The sequence below is a fragment of the Aeromonas sp. s12 genome (genome assembly GCF_040907925.1).
GTDB lineage: Bacteria > Pseudomonadota > Gammaproteobacteria > Enterobacterales > Aeromonadaceae > Aeromonas > Aeromonas veronii.
The window spans coordinates 13,564-31,362 of record NZ_JBFOCT010000022.1 but is presented as its reverse complement, the minus strand read 5'-3'; the positions used below and the strand labels follow the sequence as shown (position 1 = coordinate 31,362).

Here is a 17,799-nt window from a genome sequence, read left to right as displayed (position 1 = left end):
TTCTCCCCTCCGGCTACCCGGCAGTGCCAAGGCAGTGTGATTTTTCCACGAGCATGTAACGAGGCCTCTCTTGTTAGACATCAGAAGTACCGAGCTGAACCTGATCCCGATCTTTGTCGCCATCTATGAAGAGCGCAGCCTATCCCGGGCGGCGACACGCATGGAGATCAGCCAACCCGCCGTCAGCAAGGCCCTCAAGCGACTGCGGGAGATCTACGGTGATCCTCTGTTTAATCGCAAGGTCGTGGGGATGGAGCCCACCTCGTTTGCCATCGACATCTATCCGGCGATGGCGGCCGCGCTGAAAAACTTCAGCTCGACCCTCTCGACCTCGCGCACCTTCAATCCGCGCACTTCCCAGCGAGTTTTCTCCATCGCTTGTGTCAGACTGGTCAGTGCCCAACTGGTCCCGGCGCTGCTGTGCAAGATCCGGGCACACGCCCCAGGTATTTCGCTCGAGGTGCATCCCCTCTTTACCGAGGATATGGAGAGTGACCTGCGGATGCAGCGTTATGATCTCATCATCGACATGACCCAGAGCGGGCGCAGCATGCTCAAGAGCGAGGTGCTCTATGGCGAGCAGGTGAAGGTGGTGTGTGCCAGCAACCACCCGCGACTGGGCAGCAACTTGACGGTGGAGGCCTATTTTACCGAGGAGCATGTGGCGTTGGCCCAGTGGCAGGTCAGAGGCAGCATGATCACCGCCGAGCACCTGCCGCAAATGGCCAACCGCAATATCGTGGTACGGGTGCCGACCGCCATGGAGATGCTGCCCATCATTGCGTGCAGCGAGATCATCGGAGTTTTGCCCACCTCCATCATAAATACCTTTGCCGGCATGTATGATGTGCGGGTACTCCCCTTCCCCTTCGAGGAATCAGTATTCAGCCTGTCGGCCATCTGGCACCCCAGCCGGACCACCGAGGCGGGCCACCGCTGGCTGCGCCAGCAGTTGTTCGATGTGGTCAGCGAGCTGGGGCTGACCACCTCCATCGATCAGCCCTAACGGGTATCACGCACCAGTCGCAATCCCATGTCAGCCATCATCACCGACTGGCTGGCGAAATCACGCCGGAAATTTTCAGACAATTCAGCCTCATAGGCGTAGCTGCCGCCTCGCACCGACTTATGGGCGAGGTGGCTCTTGCTCTCCAGGGCATTGTTAGGGTTCTCTTGAGGACTGTGGCGATAGAAGGTCTCTTCATAGGCATCAGCCACAAACTCCCCCACATTGCCGGTCATGTCGTATAGCCCCAGCTCGTTGGGCTTTTTCAGCCCCACCGGATAGGCGCGATTCTTGGCGTTGCCGCTGTACCAGGCCACTTCATCAATCTGATCGGAGCCGCTGTAACGATAGCCTTTACTCAGCTTGCCACCCCGGGCTGCATACTCCCACTCAGCTTCGGTGGGCAGGCGGTAGTGAGCGCCGGTCAACTCATTGAGCCTTGTCACAAACAGATTGGCCTGTTGCCAGCTGAGGTTGTTGACCGGTACATCCGGCGCCTGGAAATAGCTGATGGAGGGGCCCATCACCGCCTCGAACAGGGCCTGGGTCACCTCGAATTTTGCCATGTAGAAGCTGTTGAGCGAGACCGTATGCTGTGGCCCTTCGCTCGCTTTGGCACTAGGGTCGTTGGAGCCCATCTCAAAACGGCCCCCTTCCACCAGCACCATGTCCGCTTCAATCTTCTGTCGCAGCGGATGGAGCGGCTGGTTGCCCTGTTTGACCGAGAGGGTGCAGCCAGCCACCAGCAGGGTGGTCGCCAGCAACGGAATTGCGCATTTGAACGGTATGATCGTCATAACCTGACCTGTGCAGTAAGAGAAGTGGCAGCCATCACTGGCCAGCGGAAACCGGCGGCGTGCTCGTCTTGCTCGCGCGCTTGCTATTGAGCTCGGCCAGCACCTCGGGGGGCGCTATCTTGCCAAGTTCACTCATGCAGGCGTTGCTCTTGGGGTTATCGTGGCGAAGGTAGATATCGCACACCGCATAGAGCTGCTCCGGCGCGCCGGAGATCCGGTAGGCCAGCTCGAACGAGCCGATGGCTTTCTCGAGATCCAGCGGCTCTTGCAGCACCCCGTTGAGATACCAGAAGTAGCTGTTATTGCCAGCGAGCTCCGCCGCCTGTGCCATGGTGACTGCCGCTTCGCTCTTCTGATCGAGGCGCACCTGGGTCAGCGCCTTGGCGTAATGGAGGTTGGCATTCTGTGGCAGCGCAAGAATCCCCTTGTTGAGCAAGACCAGTGCCTCGGCATCCCGTTGCTGGGCCCGCAAGTTGTCAGAGAGAGCAAGCCAGACTAGGGGATTATCGGGCTGATTGGCCAGCAGTTGTTCGTAGCTTGCCTGCGCCTTGTCCCACTGCCGGGTCCAGCGATAGAGATCTGCCTGCACCAGCTGCTGCGCAGGGTCCTGCTGCCGGGTGAGATACTCGCTCAACTCCGCCAGCGGCTGGCCAATGGCGCTCAGTTGCTCCTCATTCATGGCGCCATAATCGCGAGCCAGATTGAGGGTAACGGCGCGGCGAACCGCGGCACTGCTGTCAGCCAGCAGCGGTGAGAGCAGTCGCCAGCGGTGCACAAACTGATAGGGATCGGCGGCAATCACCGCCGCTTCGCGCACCAATGCGTGCTCATCACGCAGGCTTCTGGCCACCGCCACCAGACTGTTCTGGTTCGGATAAGCCGCCAGCTGGCGCAGGGCATCGGCCCGCTCCACCGCTGGCAGGGAGATATCCTGCGCACTGTAGGCCCACTGCTGGATCTGGGCGGCTGAGGGTGCAGTGACTGACACGGATGCGGTGAGTGCCCCATTCGCTGATGTGGTGACCGGCGGCTCAGGGCTGGCTACCGCCAGCGCTGCGCCAGACAGGGTCATGCCAAGGGCCAGCCACAAGGAGCCCATGGTGCCGGAGCGGGTGTGACGAAACTCGTGGCGACTCAACATGCTCTGCATCGCTTATTTCCTCTGACCATGTGTCATGACGCCATTATTCATCACCGCATCTCGATACTTGCCATGGGCCACCGGATAACCGGCACGGCGCAGGATATAGGCCATCGACTGATCGATATGGCTGAAAAACTTGTACCAACCGGCACAGAGGTAATTCAGACCTGCCTCCCCTTCGTGGGTGCGAATAAAGCGGTTCTTCGGGCACTCCCCATAGCAGGCAAACTGGTAGTCACACTGCTGGCACTGGCGGGTCAGGCTGCGCGATTTGGCAAAGCCGAACGCTTGCTGGGCGGGCGAATACGCCAGCTCACTGAGCGGCTGATGGTGGATATTGCCGATCTTGTACTTGGGATAGACATAGTGGTCACAGGCAAACACATCGCCGTTGGGCTCCATCGCCAGCCCCTTGCCGCAGATCTCCCCCAAGGTACAGAGGGGGTTCTTGCGTCCCATCCAGGTCTCGACACTCGCCTCGAAATATTGCACGAAGACCCGTCCCAGATCCCGCTGCACCCACTCATCGAAAATGGTGATGAGAAAATCCCCCCACCCCTCGGCCGAGACGCACCAGGGCTCGACCACCGAATTTTTGTGCCAGGGATTGAGGCGCTTGTCCCCCTGCTTGAGTTGCTCCTGCGGTTGCCAGGTCTGGGGCGCGGTGGTGCGAAAACTCTTCTGCTCGACGATGGGGATAAACTGCATCTGGGGCGACTTCACCTCATCACGCAGGAAGCGATAAACCTCCAGCGCATTCTTGCTGGTGAGGTTGTTGACGCTGGTCAGGGTGGCAAACTTCACCTTGTATTTATGCAGCAACGCCACCGCCGTCATCACCTGATTGAAGGTACCGCGCCCGGCTCGGTTGACCCGATAGGCGTTGTGCAGCAGCTCGGGGCCATCGATGCTCAAACCGATGAGAAAGTTGTTGGCGGCCAGAAATTCACACCACTCATCGTTGAGCAAGATGCCGTTGGTCTGCAGGTCGTTGGCAATCACCACCCCTTGCGGCTGGTATTTGCGCTGCAACTCGACCACTTTGCGAAAATAGTCGAGCCCGAGCAACGTCGGCTCGCCCCCCTGCCAGGAGAAGATGATCTCGGGGGTATTCTGCCCCTCGATATATTGACGGATATAGGTCTCAAGGGTCTGCTCATCCATCTGGGGCGAACACCCCTTCTTGTATTCCAGCAGATCCTGCTTGCTGAGGTAGTAGCAGTAGGTACAGTCGATGTTACACACGGCCCCGATAGGTTTGGCCATCACATGCATCCGCTTGGATGCCTTGCCGTTGAACTGTGGACCCTGAGTAATCACCATAACTGCACCACCTGCAAAATTGCTGTTTTGAGGCCTGCAGTCTAAAGGCTCCCGCTGTCACACGCTGGTTATACCCCTTATAACCAGCGGATATGTGTAGTGGTCTAATCATCCCGGACACCATTTTAGGTGGTACAGTCGCCACCATGACCTGAGGTGTCCAATGACAAGATTACGTCGCTCATTTACTGCCGAATTCAAACTCGAAGCCGCATCCCTGGTGCTCGACCAGGGATATTCTGTCCCCGAAGCAAGCCGTTCACTGGATGTCGGTGAAACCGTACTGCGCCGCTGGGTTCAGCAACTGCAATCCGAACGCTGTGGTACAACCCCCATCGGAAAAGCACTGACTCCGGAGCAGCAAAAAATTCAGGAGCTGGAAGCCCGTATCAACCGGCTCGAACGTGAAAAGGACATACTAAAAAAGGCGACTGCTCTCTTGATGGCGGACGATTAACCGTGAGCGTATGCAGCAGCGCTGTGAGTTGCGCCGTTTGTTCAAAGAAAGCCGGGACTCAGCGGGCAGCCGTGCCTTGATGTCGATGATGCGGGAGTTGGGGTATCAGATTGGCCGATTCAAAGTACGTAACCTGATGAAGGAAGCCGGGCTGGCATCCAAGCAACCGGGCGCTCATCGCTATCAGGTCGCGCGGTCTGAACGACCGGATATTCCCAATCTGCTGGCTCGCGAATTTGATGTCCAGCAACCCAATCAGGTGTGGTGTGGCGATATCACCTACGTCTGGGCCGGTGGTCGTTGGCATTACCTGGCAGCGGTGCTTGACCTGCACACCCAGCGGGTCGTGGGCTGGGCGATGTCTGATAAACCTGATGCAGAATTGGCAATCAAAGCACTGGAGATGGCCTATCAGCTGCGGGGTTGTCCGTCAGGCGTGCTGTTTCACTCTGACCAAGGCAGCCAATATGGCAGCCGGGCATTTCGGCAACGACTGTGGCGCTATCGTATGACCCAGAGCATGAGTCGGCGTGGAAACTGCTGGGATAACGCCCCGATGGAGCGACTTTTCAGGAGCCTGAAGTCAGAGTGGCTCCCGGCTATGGGATATATGAGCTTGCGAGAGGCGAAGCGGGATATCAGTTACTACCTGATGGATTACTACAACTGGCGGCGTCCACATCAACACAATGACGGGATACCGCCAGCAAAAGCCGAAGCTCGGCCTAACCAAGTGTCCGGATTTAGTTGACCACTACAGCTATCACTAGTTGATAGTCGGCCAAATAGCCTCTTATTGCACAATCTGGCTGGATAACAACACTTGCAACATCTGCTTTTGATGCTCAGCTATCTCATCCTCCTGCCAGCGACCCTTCTCTTTCATAAGCCTGATCATTGCGAGCAACTTGAGGCTATCAATCTGGTTGTTGGCAAGGCTCGCTTCAAAGTGCTCCTGCTTCTGTTGCGGCTGGAAGTTACTCAAGCGCGAGTTCTTGCTGTGGCTGATAAGGCAAAGGTTGCCAAACGAATGGAGTGCACTCTGCTCAACCGGTTTATAGCCATCCATCGGATGCTGGGGTGAGAAGTGCTCCACCGAGCTGCGGAAAGTGAACTCAAAGGGGCCAGCAACTTTGTCGCAATTCCGATCTCGTACCCACAGCAGATAGTCGAGGAAGTTGAAGACAAAGTTGTTCTCGATATGACCGAAGCGAAGTTTGGATGTAATCACCTTGTGCCAGCTCTCATCCACATTGATCGCGGGCAACAGGGCATTATCAAGGTAGAGCATCTGGTAATAGGAAGCCCCTTCACCCGGCGCCAAAAAGCGCTGGAAGACAAAGCGGCGAGCCTGACTCTCCAGATAGGACAGATAAGCCCCTGCCTCTACCGGTTGATCAGGGTGACAATTGTCGAACAGATATCTCAGTGCACCATTCAGCCAATGTTTGTAAACCAGGGTCGGGGTCGACACATGAAACGCAGACAGCAACATCAGGATCCGCCGGTTAACACCAGAGAAACCATTCTCATTTTCATCCTTGTCAAAGGTATTGATGTAACTGACGCTCTTTTCCGAATACCAGTGCAGCCGCTTCAGACTCCAACCATCCTTGCCATCGGCAAACTCGCGCTTGATGATGAACTGATCAAACAGATACTTGCTCTTTAACAGGCCATAGATAAAACGCTTAACTGCCGCTACTGGATCCGGTTGCCTTATCACTCGGATCTCAAACTGATCAACCAGTTGTTTATCATCAAGCGGCACCCCCTCCGTATCGCCCGGGTCGCGGCTAACGAGTCGCAGCACATGGAGCAAGAAGTTGGAGAAGTTGATGACGCTGTTAAAGCGTTCGGAGCCTGCGCTCTCCTCCTCCACCGTCTGCTCACCATCGAGCTTGTCATCCTGCAAAATGGCCAACAAGGTGCGCCCCTGGCTAGCGGCAGTGGCCCCGTTTTTATCGGCAGCGTTGGCCGTGTTAGGGGACCCTAGCAGATCAAGCAGATGGGCAAAATCACGGGGCACAAACTGGCCCCAGTCGCTCTCACCAAACAGACGGTGGCGCTCTTGCGGGGTAAAGCCGTACTGGATATAGCGCTCCATATTGGCGCAGGCATCCCATACCCGGGTCAGGATATGAATACTTTGGCGACGATGCTCTTCCTCGGGTATCTGGTTCAGCGTCTCCATCAGCCGCGCCTTGATCACTTCATGCTTTTCCAACTGCTCGCCGCGATTGTTCATCGCCTCGAAGAAGTGATTGAGATCGGTATCCTTGGGTACCTCAATACGAGAGACCTGCACATGCGTGAAGAGGTAGTCACAAAAGGCTGTCAGTTTAGCCCCCACCAAACCAAGATCCGCCATTGCCTTGCCAATCAATTCAAAACCGTTCACCAGACCTTCATTGAAGGCACTCCCCCGCAAATCGTGGGGGGCAACACCCTGCCACAAGCGCTCGAAGGTATGACTCGATATCGGGCGACTCTCAAAAGCGAGGTTGATGGTCTGATACCAGCTCATATCCACCGAATCTTTCGCGTGGTGTTTGAGCCAATTGGCCAGCAAAGAGAGGGTAGTAAAGCGCTGCTGACCATCGATTACCTCGAAACTGCCATCGTCCCGGGCAAACACCACCAAGGTGCCGATATAGTAGGTTTGCTGTTCCTTGGCTCCGACCGATTTTTGCTGATAATCCAGCACATCCTGCAGCAGTTGGGTGATCTCTCCCTCGCCCCAGGCATAGTTGCGCTGGTACATGGGCACCAGATAGCGGGCGCTGTCTTCGAGCAGTGCACGGATGGAAAAGGGGCAAACGCCTGCATCACTCATAATATTTCATCTCCCGAAACAGCCCGACCAGTTCATCTTCGGCGCCGTTGCGATTGTTCTTGTTCTCTCGACTGCTCATGCTAGGCAAAGGGAAGCCGTGCAGGTCTCCCGGCAGACGGGCATCACGAATGGCACGGATCAGATTGTGCTCCAGCACGTAGTTATCCATGGTCGCCAGTTGCACCACCTGCTGGCGAATACGGCAGCGATAGGCCCAGATAAAGCACTTCTCGATGGCCAGTGACAGCCCCTGGCTGCCGAACTTGTCGATATAGAAGATCAGGGCGCAGTCGAACATGGCCCGCACATAACGATCCCCGGTGCGGTGGCGACGCTCGTAGCTGCCCAGGGTCGAGAGCACCTTGCTGGCCATCGGCGTCAGCGTTTCGCCGAGCAGGGTGGCTGATTGCGTTTTGCCGGAATCAGACTCCTCGGCCACGATGGCGGCGACCCGCGTCTGGTAGTACTCGGCCATCTCGAAAAAGCGCCGACCATTGATGATCATCTGGTCGAGATGAAAGGGAAACGTCATGCGCTGGCCGTCAATCTTGCGCTGGTACTGGCTGTTGTACTCATCGACAAAGTGGTGGGCGATACGCAGCGACTCCACGTAAGGGAAGTGCCCTACCCGATCTAGGTTGACCCCCTTGAAGAGATCCACCTCCCCCTTGCCAAAGTAGCGGGCCGACTTGCCCTCGGCCCACTGGCGTACCCGATAGAGATAGAGAGCGAACAGATTGGCCAGCTCGTCGCTTGGCAGGTACTCCCAATGGGCGACGGCCTCGGCCTTGAGGTTGGCCTCATGGTCGGCAAACTCGCGCAGGTGAAATGCCTTGAGCAGATCGTGAGGAGCCAGATCGCGCCCCCGGGCATTTTGCGAATCGAAGAACTGGAACGCCTCCGAGATATCCTGCAGCACAAAGCAGACTACCTGACAGCGGTTGAGCAGAAAGTCGATTTGCTGCTCGTCAAACTCAGGGCGGGCCACCAGCCGACGCAACTCCAGATAGTTGCGTCTGAGGTTGAACTCCGAATCCCGGCTGGGGAAGTGCTGACGCTGCATAAACGCATCGATAGGTCCACGCAAGGCCTGCAATAGCTCACGCAGATCCTGACGTTGAAACCGGATACTCTTCTCTTTGCCACTGCGAGTTTCGTTATCCAGTACCTCGATCAGCGCCTTGACGGTCAACATCAGGGTCAGGGTGCGTTGCTGGCCATCGACGATATCAAGCATCTCGCCCTGCTCACTATCGGTGTGCTGATGAAACACCACCGAGCCCAGCCGGTAGGCGCTCTTGTCCTGATGGGTCGCCAGATCACTGAAGAGATCCGAGATATTCTTGGCACCCCAGCGGTACGGTCGCTGATAGCTTGGGATGGCCAGTTGGGGAATGGCCAGCAACTGGCGTACCGACTGCACTTGATTATTAATGCTCTCCATCATGCCTCCTGCGGTAGGCGGATGCAGCCGGTCAACAACCACTGCATCAGCCCCTGTTTCAGGAGGGAGAAGTAGAGTTCGTTCTTCTTGATAGCCATGAGTCAGGTATTCCGATAAGAGTCTGTGTACACCAAGGGTGCCTGGAAAACGAAAAGAGGCAGAGATTCACAACCTTGCCGGTTACGGAGCCAGAAATTGCCGACAAGTTTACCCATTTGGCCCCGTTGCAACCATGCCTGATATCACATCACAGTGTGATCGCCGACCGTTTGCTGCAAAAGCCATCATTTGTCTTCAAGCAAAGCTGGCGGTGTACTCTCGCCACGGCATATGAGTTGCCCCAGCGCGTTGGTTCGGCAGACGGTGCCATCAGAGGCACGCAGGTTACCGAGACTATCCTCACGCCACGTCACCCGTTCGCCGGTTTTGGCATTGCTGCCGCGCACATGGCCCAGTGCGTCTTTGCGGTAGGTGGTGCCATCGCTGCCCTTGAGGTTGCCCAACGGATCGGTGCGCCAGGTGATGCCGGTACCCGAGTCTTTGATGTTGCCCAGTGCATCCTCACGCAGAGTGCCCTGTTTGCCATCATCACACTGGTAAATAGTATTGCCCAGCGCATTCTCCCGATAGGTGCAGTCTGCAGCAAACACGATTTGCGGCGTTAGGCCCAGCAACAGGGCGATTAATGACAACGGGCGTGTCGCTAACCAAAAGCCGTGTTGGTTTCTCATCGCATATCCCCTCTGATGTGAACTCGGCTGACTATACCGGGCCAGCCGCACAGCTTCGATACTGGGGTTTTGCACATGTCGTGTTTTCAGGCGGATACAACTTTGACTCTAAAGAGTGTGAACAAGGAGCTCACTGCAATAATTTGAGCCGTGTTACTCTAGGCCAAATGGAACTTGCTTGAGGGATATCATGCCGATACAACCACCCCCTTCTACTTATCGCTGCCCAACATGTGGCTGGCACAAGACGGTTGTTCCCAAGAGCGATGTTATGGTACGTGGCCACACCTGGTTTGAGGCCTGTCCCGAGTGCCGCCATGCCCCACTGGAACAATCGTCGGCCACCATGGTGGAGCTGGCCATTGCAACGCTGAAGGGTGTCATCCGCAAGTAGCCGCTGCTATCACCACATGCTATTCCAGCCAGTTCTTCATCAACCTGATGATCCAGCAGCAGGACAGAGAGTCTGGTTGTCAAAGCTGGCTATTCATCTGATTGAGAAGGAGATCGTCGTTGAATTTTGAACAGTTGAAAACTCGTCACCGGACTCTGCGTGAACACTCTCCCAGCAACCTCAACCTGCGAGTTCATCGTGCCTTAAGCTGGCTGCAACGTGCTGAAATGGCCGAAGATGAAGATGGCCGCTTTATCTTTCTCTGGATTGCGTTCAATGCGGCTTATGCCACTGAAATCGATGACGATCGTCGCCTCTCTGAACAGGAGACCTTCAAAGGCTTTCTGGAGAAACTGTGCGATCTGGATGAGCACAAAAAGATCGAGCATCTGGTTTGGCAGGAGTTCTCTGGCAGTATCCGCATACTGCTGGATACCCCGTTTGTACTGCAAGGCTTCTGGGATTATCACAGCGGCAAAATAAGCGAAGCCCAGTGGAAGGAGCGGCTGGCACAAGGCAAGAAGATGGCAAACCAGGCCCTCGCCAGCAGCAACACCCCACAGTTGCTGGGCGTGGTGTTTAACCGCCTCTATACCCTGCGCAACCAGCTAATTCATGGCGGTGCGACCTGGAACAGCTCGGTCAATCGCAAACAACTGAAGGATTGTGCCAACCTGCTCGGCAAACTGGTGCCGGTGATCATCGAGTTGATGATGACCCATCCCGATACCCTGTGGGGAGATGCCTGTTATCCGGTGGTTGAGCTGGCTGGTTAATCAGCCGCAGGATGGCGGGATACGATGGCGCCGCGGCTTCAATCTGTCCGATCTGACAGATAGAAAGCCCCGGCTAACAGTCCATAGACCAACCGCACCCGCTCATCCCTGCCCAGCAGCACACCGAGTAACACTTCGCCGCTTGCCAAATCGTCACCATGCCAGAAGCACCAGAGGGCTGCCTCCACTACATCCAACCAGCTGGCATGGCCCAGCTGATTGCGTGACTTTCGCCGCCAGCTGCCGCGCACCACGGCGCAGCTATTCGGGGATGTGGCCGCAATATCGAGCCTCACACTCTGGTCTATGACGGGACTCGCTGGCACGTTCGTGCCTACTGCGAGAAGAAAGGGGAATATCTGGACTTTGTGATGAGTCGTTTTCGCGGCGAACCGGATCTGCTGGATGCCTCCCCTCACGGCCGGGAGCAGGATCTGGAGTGGAACACCCATGCGGTAGTCGTTCCCAATCCAGGCCTCAGCGAGGGTCAGCAGGCAATCATTGCCAGAGACAATGCCATGACAGGGAACCAGCTGTTGATTAACCAGCGCATCCCTTTGATGCACTACGCATTGGAGCGGATGCAGGTGAGCTACAACGGAGAACATCAACAACATCCCCTGCTCTACCCGCTGGTACTGGCCAACCGGGAGGAGCTCATCCAGCAAGGCTGTACCTTCAAGCTCAAGAGTGCGGATTTGCTGACACAACACAGCTCGTCTGACAGACACAAGAGTAACAGCGGGTAAAGGGAATGAAATTCAAAAGAAAAATTCCCGAGCAATGCTCGGGAATTTTTAGATAAGAAGCGACCGCGTTAGGGTCACGTGTCAGCACACACTTTACTGACAAGCGCCTAGCAGCTTCCAGGGACCACCTTGGTCCGGCTGGTTATTGATGTTCCACCACTTGGCCTCATAGATGTTGCCGACATAGGTCGCCTTGTCACCGGTGTTGTACACCTGAGTGCTGTTCCAGGAGGCCGGACAGGCACTACCCTTCTCGAAGCTCACTTCAAGGCGGTGATTGGCCGCCAAGCTGGGGAAGGTATAAGCGCTCGCCACCGGCTGGGCCGCGCCATCGACGGTGATACTCTTCACTCGATATCCGGGATCAGGAATGAACGCAACTGTCAGTGCACTTCCCCCTTTTGCCTGAATAATACCTGCAGTATCCGGTGCAGGAGAGATAGAGCCACCGGTGCCGACGACACTAGCACGAATGTCAAACATCACGGGAATATCGATCGTCACCTCTTTGTACTGACCGCTGAAGCCGGAGAAGTTCCGTTCAGAGAGACTCTTCACATCGGTATTGCGCAGGATAACGATCTTCGTGTCACCCTTGGCAAACGGCTCGAGCAAGGTCAGCTCGGTGTTGGCACCATTTTGAGTCAACTTTACAGCAGAAAATGGCACTGGCTGATTGCTTGGAACGGTCAGCACCGTTTTTTGCGGATTGAAGCTGTTCACCACCTGCGACATATTCCAGCCCCAGGTTTTGTGATCAAGCGGCACGATAAAACCCAGACGATCAAAGCTGCCGGTCACGTTGAGGAACATATCAGGCGACAGGTCGGCCAACGTCAACCCCATCAGCTCATACGAAGCATAAATGCCGCCGTCATCGGCTTGGGGACCAATCACCACCGAAGAGCTAGTCTCATAAGCTTTGAGATGCTTGAACCCAATCCCCGACGAACCCTCGATACGATCCACCTTGGGGTCAAACTGGGCGACGACCTGCTTGCCTGAATTCCACGCCAGCGTGTACACCATAGACTGAATGATCACTTGTGAAGGATTGGCCAGTACATCGCCAGCATTGATGTTGTTCAGAATGATTTTTTGTCCGGCCACATCTATTTCAGCGCCATTTTTCCCCTGAGTGACCACCATGGACGCCAGAGGTGATTCGCTGGACCAGCCACGTAGCACGATCTTATCCTTGCCGATAACAAAGTCGGTAACCGTGGTGATAGAGCCCTTCTGCTCATTGAGTAGCAGCTGGTTTTTGCCACCCCCCAAGATAACGGTGTCATTCCCCCACCCCGCCATCAGAACTTCATCGTAAGGGGAGCCTTGAGTGACGCTGTCACCCGGTACATCAAACAGCGTGTTGTAACCGCCAAACTTATGCACATATTTGGTGATACAAGTTCCCTGCTCGTCACACGTGATCTTGTCTTTGGTCAACAGCTCGGCGGTTCCCCACGCTCCACGCAAGTGAGCAGCGGCCAGGATACCGGACATAGTTGCCTTGACCGTTACCTGCTGCCCGTTATCATCCGTATCGGTCCAGCTTTTCGACAAGGCCTGTGCCCAGGTCATATTGGCATCTTGTAGGAGCTTGCTGATGACCTTGTAGTTGAAGTGCATGACATCCCGGATCACCAACTCCTGTTTATCGGGCTTGATGAAATCGGTGAAATTGTTGACCCCGTTCTTTCCGATAAAATGCCCTTGCCAGCGGTTAATATCCGTTACGTACACCTGATTACCGCCTGATCCCGGGATTTCAGCCAGCGCCTCGGTTTTACAACCGATCCAGGTCGAATCGGGCACGAACATATAAAAGCTGTCGTATTCCTTACCTGCAATCTGTACTGTCGGCGGGCTGTAATAGCCTCCATCGATCAATACCGCTTCACCCAGCTGATACCCGACAAAGCCCCACGCATTCATCGAGCTGTACTGCATCAACTTGAACATGCCCGGGTCATGAGGGGTATTTTCGTTATAGATGCTGCCAAGACCCAGTTTGGTAAAGTACTGCCTTATCGTTGTAGGCTCTTGCACCATACTCCCTGTGGCGCAGTCCCTGACGAGTCGACCCGGCTTGGTGACCTTAGCGTAGGTATAAACGGGGTTATCCAGATTATCGAGGTAAAACTGACTCAGTGCCGGATTGATACCGGACTCAAAATTTCTGAGACTATCGAGAAACTCTTGCATTCCCCCAGTTGAGGCAGATGCCGTGGTCGCAATAAATATGCTACCTAATAATGAAAGACTTAATCCATGTTTCATCGAGCAACTCCTGATTAATAATATAAGCCTATCTCACCAACATAAAAAGTGATGTGTAAAGAACATAATTAGTGTTTATATATCGTCGAACTAGAACTTTATGGGCGAGCCAAATTCTGGCATGGGAGCATTAAAGAATTTGGCAACACTGGCCCCCACATCAGATAGGGTATCGCGAACACCTAACTCAAGCCCCTTTAATTCATGGCTGAATAACAATATTGGCACCATTTCTCTTGTATGAAGAGAATGTCCGATAAAGGGATCGTTGCCATGATCAGCCATAACAATCAAAAGGTCGCTTATGGACATAGCGTCTAATATCTTTGATAATCCGGCATCAGCTCTCTCGAGCGTATTCCAGTAACGCCCAGCATTTTGTTGGTGACCAGAAAGATCCGTTTCCTGAACATTGAGGCAGAAAAATGCATTATCTTTCCGAACAACATCCCGCAGCAATAAATCAAACAGTGTATCGGTATCGACTACTCCTGGATATGAAACACCGTGTTCATTCTCTACGATATCGGCGACCTTACCATATAAGAACGTCTTGATTCCAACCTGATTAAGACAGTGTGGCACTTGTGTCGATGGATCGACTCCATAGCCAAGGTGAATAACCTTAAATCCGTTATTATAGGCTCCAGAACGTGGAGCGTTGACCCCAATAAATGCTATATTTCCGTTTTTATCTGGTTTGGTTTCTATGGCTGAATAGATGTCATCCATTGAATCAATCAGTCCACCAAACGCTATGTTTCGTCCAGCATCATTATATTTCCTGACTACTCTTCCGATTTTCACGACGTCATCGAATGATATCAAGTTCAAATTGGCTGTAATGTTATAAACCTGTCCCAACTCGGCCTCAAGGTTATCCCCGATCACGACACAGCTGTTGACCTCCAGTAGGGCAAGCGCATCGCGATATATTCGGTTGACCTGGTATCCTGCGGCAATCAACCCTGCCTCTATCTTTTCGATATATGTACTAAAGGGGGCTTGTAGCGGTGCTCTCGGTTTGGTCCCCATGATCTCTTGATGCCCCATAAAGGTGTCACACCCTTCATGGCCCAGCATTGACTTACCCCAGTTTGCAGCCTGGCTACGTTGCATCACTGAGTTGACGGGATACACCGTATTCAACAATCCAAGCCGTGCCAACGTCGGCAGATGTTTATCTGAAAAATGCTCAATGAGCTTTCTTGCTGTATTGGCACCGTGATCCTGTGGTCGCTCGGCCAGTACATCCGGCATTTCGCCGATACCAAAGCCATCGAGGACGACAACAATAAACCTTGCCATAATCCCTCCCTTACAACTCTCGCCCTTGCGAATCATAGAGTCCGATGATTTTCGGGGTCCCTGTCGATATTCCTGCAACCAGCGCAACATCACTCCTGGTCACAAACACCTGGGAGCGGAAAGCCATAATAACGGGTGTGCCGACGGGACACGTTCCCGCCAACTGGATGTGGTAATCGATGCTGCCATCATCACCTGCCACAAATGGCATGAAGCGTCCGTGTGGATCTGAGCCATCCATTGCCAGTGCGCCACGAATACGTCCACGCCGATAATATCCACCACCATAGCAATAACTATTTCCGTTATGCTGATGAGATATCTCGCTCAAATAAAGCATTGCAATCTTTTCTGGCTGATCCCCATTCTGATTTGATGGAATTGTACCGGTCAAAGCATGTCCCGGTTCGCCATGCGTCCCACCTCGAGAGGCAATTAGCGGTATTGTTTCACAACTAGTTGAAGACGGAACATTGACCTGTGTTATCCGGCAACCCATTCGCTCAGCCTGCTCTTTGGCAATCATCGTTGTCCTGAAATTATGTGTGGCCACGGTCACATCTTTATCTTCATCATAGAGAAAGCTGGGAAAATGAGTGACCCCCGCTATAGCGATATTCGGTAGTGCTGACAATGATTGGATAACCTCATCCAGCTCACTTAGTAAAAATCCAGACTCCTGACTGGGATAAATAATGTCACCATGCTGACAAAACTTGACCATAATCTTTTGAACTACATTCGCATTAACTGCAGCAGATGAAATCTCCTTGGCCTTTTCAATAGAATAAACGGTTATAATCTCTGGTTTGGTGACACTCACCAATTCATGGACTATCCCAGTAGGTGGTTGAACCAAATGCCCAACATGACTAACATTTATTCCCAGATCTGAATAATGGCGTGCTTCTTTGAAATCAACACAGACAATACCATCATAACCTAACTCATCGATCAGCAATTTTGCTAAAACGGGATTACGTCCAAATTGCTTCGTCATCGCATAGAGTGTGATCCCATACTCATCTGCAGTTTTCTTGATCACCCTCGCATTTTCAACAAACTGGTCGACATCAATAATATAAGTGTCAGGCAAAACCTGGTTGGATTTTAATAATTCAGCTGCACACTCTATAAATCTCGGATTTTGTCTTTTCAAAGCATCAAGAAACATCTTCGCTCACCTTATAAATGTAGCTTACCCGGCCCGATAGTTTTCAGGCTGTCAAACCGGGTAACCCTGGGGTCAGATATTAAAAATTCCGACGATATGGAAAATATTGAGTGCAACACCAGTTAATATGGCAGCGAGAGCCGGAGCAGCAATTTTTAGTACAGGACGGCCCATCACCTCATTGAGGAAGAACAAGATAGTGAAAATGGTAATCCCGGTGGTCCCACCCATTTTCATCACCGCCAGTACCCCACCGATCAGGAGTGCAAACTCCATCAGCGTGTTCATCGAATTACGGATATTATCCGAAGCATTACGAATAGACGGAAATTGTTCCAGGAAATGGCCGATCCGACGCAGCAAGAATACTTCCGCACAAATGGTCAGGGCCCCCAGCACCGCAGCAACAGGTACGTTAGGTGAGAGATAACCAACCACAAACACAAAAGTCATCCCGACCACACCATATACACCAGTGGCCAGTGCAGTGGTCGCAATCAGAGGTACGAACCCAAGCCCGCGCATGAATTCAGAAAGAGCAACCTGGTTGATTGCCGTCTGCTGCGCGACAGGATCGGTCAACTTGTAGGCATCGGCAAGCGGATAGATAGAGACTTCAGAACCAGCAAAATAACCAGCGTTGACAACCACAGCTACCAGCGCACCGGTTGCAGCTAGGAACGGCAGGTTTTTCATGATGCGCTTGGTGCGTTCTTCAAACAAACTGTGCATACCCGACATATCAGGCGGCGCGATACCATTTTTCTTATCGTTGATGTCTTTGTATATGGCAGTCCCCACCAGCATCATCATCCCAACGAAAATTTGCAGGGACTCAGGATAAATAGTGGTAATTTTCATCGTGGCCAGCCGAGCCAGCACAATAACTGCAGCCGAAATAGCACCAGCTTTCCAACCGAACTGATAAAAGATGGCGAGCAGCGGAAACAGTGCAAAAGCGGTCATCACTGGCGTACCCAATTCACCTAACGCGCCAACCGCATCGACAGGCAAGCCTGTCAATACAGCATTCACACCGGAAAGAGAGGTAACAACCAGAATCCCCCACAAACCGCCAGCTAATGCGGCTTGCCAGCGCCGAGCCATCATCACACCAAGAATGTCGGTCGGTAAAAAGAGCAACCAAGGGTTTAGAAGACCAGTGGAAAGCGTAAACGAAATACCGACTGAGGCGACGAAACCAATCGACAAGCCAAACGCCACGGATCCCGCATCACGCCGCGACATATTTCCTTCGACGACTTGGGGTAGAATCGGCCTGATTCCGTCATGAAATACCGATGCACTCATATTGGCCAACAGAGCTGTCATGGCACACAACAGAGTGACTAACCCTAATTGAATAATGTCCATTTTTGT

The 17,799-nt window shown here is 53.6% G+C and carries 15 protein-coding genes and 2 pseudogenes; 6 read left to right on the top strand and 11 right to left on the bottom strand.

The window, feature by feature from the left end; genetic code table 11:
- Positions 1-70: 70 nt before the first annotated feature.
- Positions 71-1,006 carry a LysR family transcriptional regulator gene (locus AB5Y67_RS09920; protein ID WP_199428229.1) on the top strand — a complete coding sequence of 312 codons (936 nt, stop codon included), beginning with the start codon at positions 71-73 and terminating at the stop codon, positions 1,004-1,006.
- Here AB5Y67_RS09920 and AB5Y67_RS09915 read toward each other — a convergent pair.
- The 3 genes from AB5Y67_RS09915 to AB5Y67_RS09905 are packed head-to-tail and all read right to left on the bottom strand — an operon-like array spanning position 1,003 to position 4,270.
- Entirely contained in the window at positions 1,003-1,803 is an 801-nt protein-coding gene (locus tag AB5Y67_RS09915; protein WP_199428230.1) for an SUMF1/EgtB/PvdO family nonheme iron enzyme, read from the bottom strand. The two genes, AB5Y67_RS09920 and AB5Y67_RS09915, sit on opposite strands and share 4 nt — an antisense overlap.
- Before the next feature lie 34 nt (positions 1,804-1,837).
- Positions 1,838-2,953 (bottom strand): tetratricopeptide repeat protein, encoded by a 1,116-nt coding sequence (locus AB5Y67_RS09910; protein WP_199428231.1) that lies wholly within the window; start codon positions 2,951-2,953, stop codon positions 1,838-1,840.
- Positions 2,954-2,956: 3 nt separating this feature from the next.
- A complete protein-coding gene (locus AB5Y67_RS09905) occupies positions 2,957-4,270 on the bottom strand; it encodes an anaerobic sulfatase maturase (RefSeq protein ID WP_199428232.1) in 1,314 nt (437 codons plus the stop codon).
- A 163-nt stretch (positions 4,271-4,433) separates the two neighbouring features.
- On the opposite strand from AB5Y67_RS09905, the pseudogene AB5Y67_RS09900 reads away from it, so the two are divergent.
- Positions 4,434-5,478 (top strand): annotated as a pseudogene (locus AB5Y67_RS09900) (IS3 family transposase).
- Between the two features lie 42 nt (positions 5,479-5,520).
- Here AB5Y67_RS09900 and AB5Y67_RS09895 read toward each other — a convergent pair.
- From AB5Y67_RS09895 to AB5Y67_RS09885, 3 genes are all read right to left on the bottom strand, one after another.
- Positions 5,521-7,563, bottom strand: coding sequence for a DUF262 domain-containing protein (locus AB5Y67_RS09895; RefSeq protein WP_150389161.1), 2,043 nt, complete (start codon positions 7,561-7,563; stop codon positions 5,521-5,523).
- The gene (locus AB5Y67_RS09890) at positions 7,556-9,007 is read right to left on the bottom strand and encodes a DUF262 domain-containing protein (RefSeq protein WP_150390526.1); all 1,452 of its coding nucleotides are present in this window, start codon (positions 9,005-9,007) and stop codon (positions 7,556-7,558) included. The genes AB5Y67_RS09895 and AB5Y67_RS09890 overlap by 8 nt, the downstream gene beginning before the upstream one ends.
- 284 nt (positions 9,008-9,291) lie before the next feature.
- Positions 9,292-9,657: a hypothetical protein gene (locus AB5Y67_RS09885; protein ID WP_223849306.1), complete on the bottom strand. Its 366-nt coding sequence runs from the start codon at positions 9,655-9,657 to the stop codon at positions 9,292-9,294.
- A 352-nt stretch (positions 9,658-10,009) separates the two neighbouring features.
- Between AB5Y67_RS09885 and AB5Y67_RS09880 the strand changes: the two genes are divergently transcribed.
- Complete coding sequence (locus tag AB5Y67_RS09880) at positions 10,010-10,132, top strand: hypothetical protein (protein WP_265114136.1); 123 nt, start codon at positions 10,010-10,012, stop codon at positions 10,130-10,132.
- Positions 10,133-10,251: 119 nt separating this feature from the next.
- Positions 10,252-10,908 carry a HEPN domain-containing protein gene (locus tag AB5Y67_RS09875; protein WP_068979527.1) on the top strand — a complete coding sequence of 219 codons (657 nt, stop codon included), beginning with the start codon at positions 10,252-10,254 and terminating at the stop codon, positions 10,906-10,908.
- Positions 10,909-10,946: 38 nt separating this feature from the next.
- Here AB5Y67_RS09875 and AB5Y67_RS09870 read toward each other — a convergent pair whose 3' ends face one another.
- Positions 10,947-11,204: an ADP-ribosylglycohydrolase gene (locus AB5Y67_RS09870; protein ID WP_113739471.1), complete on the bottom strand. Its 258-nt coding sequence runs from the start codon at positions 11,202-11,204 to the stop codon at positions 10,947-10,949.
- Between AB5Y67_RS09870 and AB5Y67_RS09865 the strand changes: the two are divergent.
- Positions 11,172-11,243 (top strand): annotated as a pseudogene (locus tag AB5Y67_RS09865) (hypothetical protein); the annotation flags it as partial. The gene AB5Y67_RS09870 and the pseudogene AB5Y67_RS09865 sit on opposite strands and share 33 nt — an antisense overlap.
- Positions 11,244-11,279: 36 nt before the next feature.
- Positions 11,280-11,657, top strand: a complete 378-nt coding sequence (locus AB5Y67_RS09860; protein ID WP_223849307.1) for a hypothetical protein — start codon at positions 11,280-11,282, stop codon at positions 11,655-11,657.
- Positions 11,658-11,750: 93 nt separating this feature from the next.
- On the opposite strand, the gene AB5Y67_RS09855 is transcribed toward AB5Y67_RS09860, so the two are convergent.
- From AB5Y67_RS09855 to AB5Y67_RS09840, 4 genes are all read right to left on the bottom strand, one after another.
- Positions 11,751-13,937: a carbohydrate-binding protein gene (locus AB5Y67_RS09855; RefSeq protein WP_150389162.1), complete on the bottom strand. Its 2,187-nt coding sequence runs from the start codon at positions 13,935-13,937 to the stop codon at positions 11,751-11,753.
- A gap of 90 nt (positions 13,938-14,027) precedes the next feature.
- Entirely contained in the window at positions 14,028-15,245 is a 1,218-nt protein-coding gene (locus AB5Y67_RS09850; RefSeq protein ID WP_127005505.1) for a phosphopentomutase, read from the bottom strand.
- 10 nt (positions 15,246-15,255) lie between these two features.
- The gene (locus AB5Y67_RS09845) at positions 15,256-16,419 is read right to left on the bottom strand and encodes an alanine racemase (protein WP_199428235.1); all 1,164 of its coding nucleotides are present in this window, start codon (positions 16,417-16,419) and stop codon (positions 15,256-15,258) included.
- Between the two features lie 72 nt (positions 16,420-16,491).
- A complete protein-coding gene (locus AB5Y67_RS09840; RefSeq protein ID WP_199428236.1) occupies positions 16,492-17,793 on the bottom strand; it encodes a YhfT family protein in 1,302 nt (433 codons plus the stop codon).
- Positions 17,794-17,799: the final 6 nt, after the last annotated feature.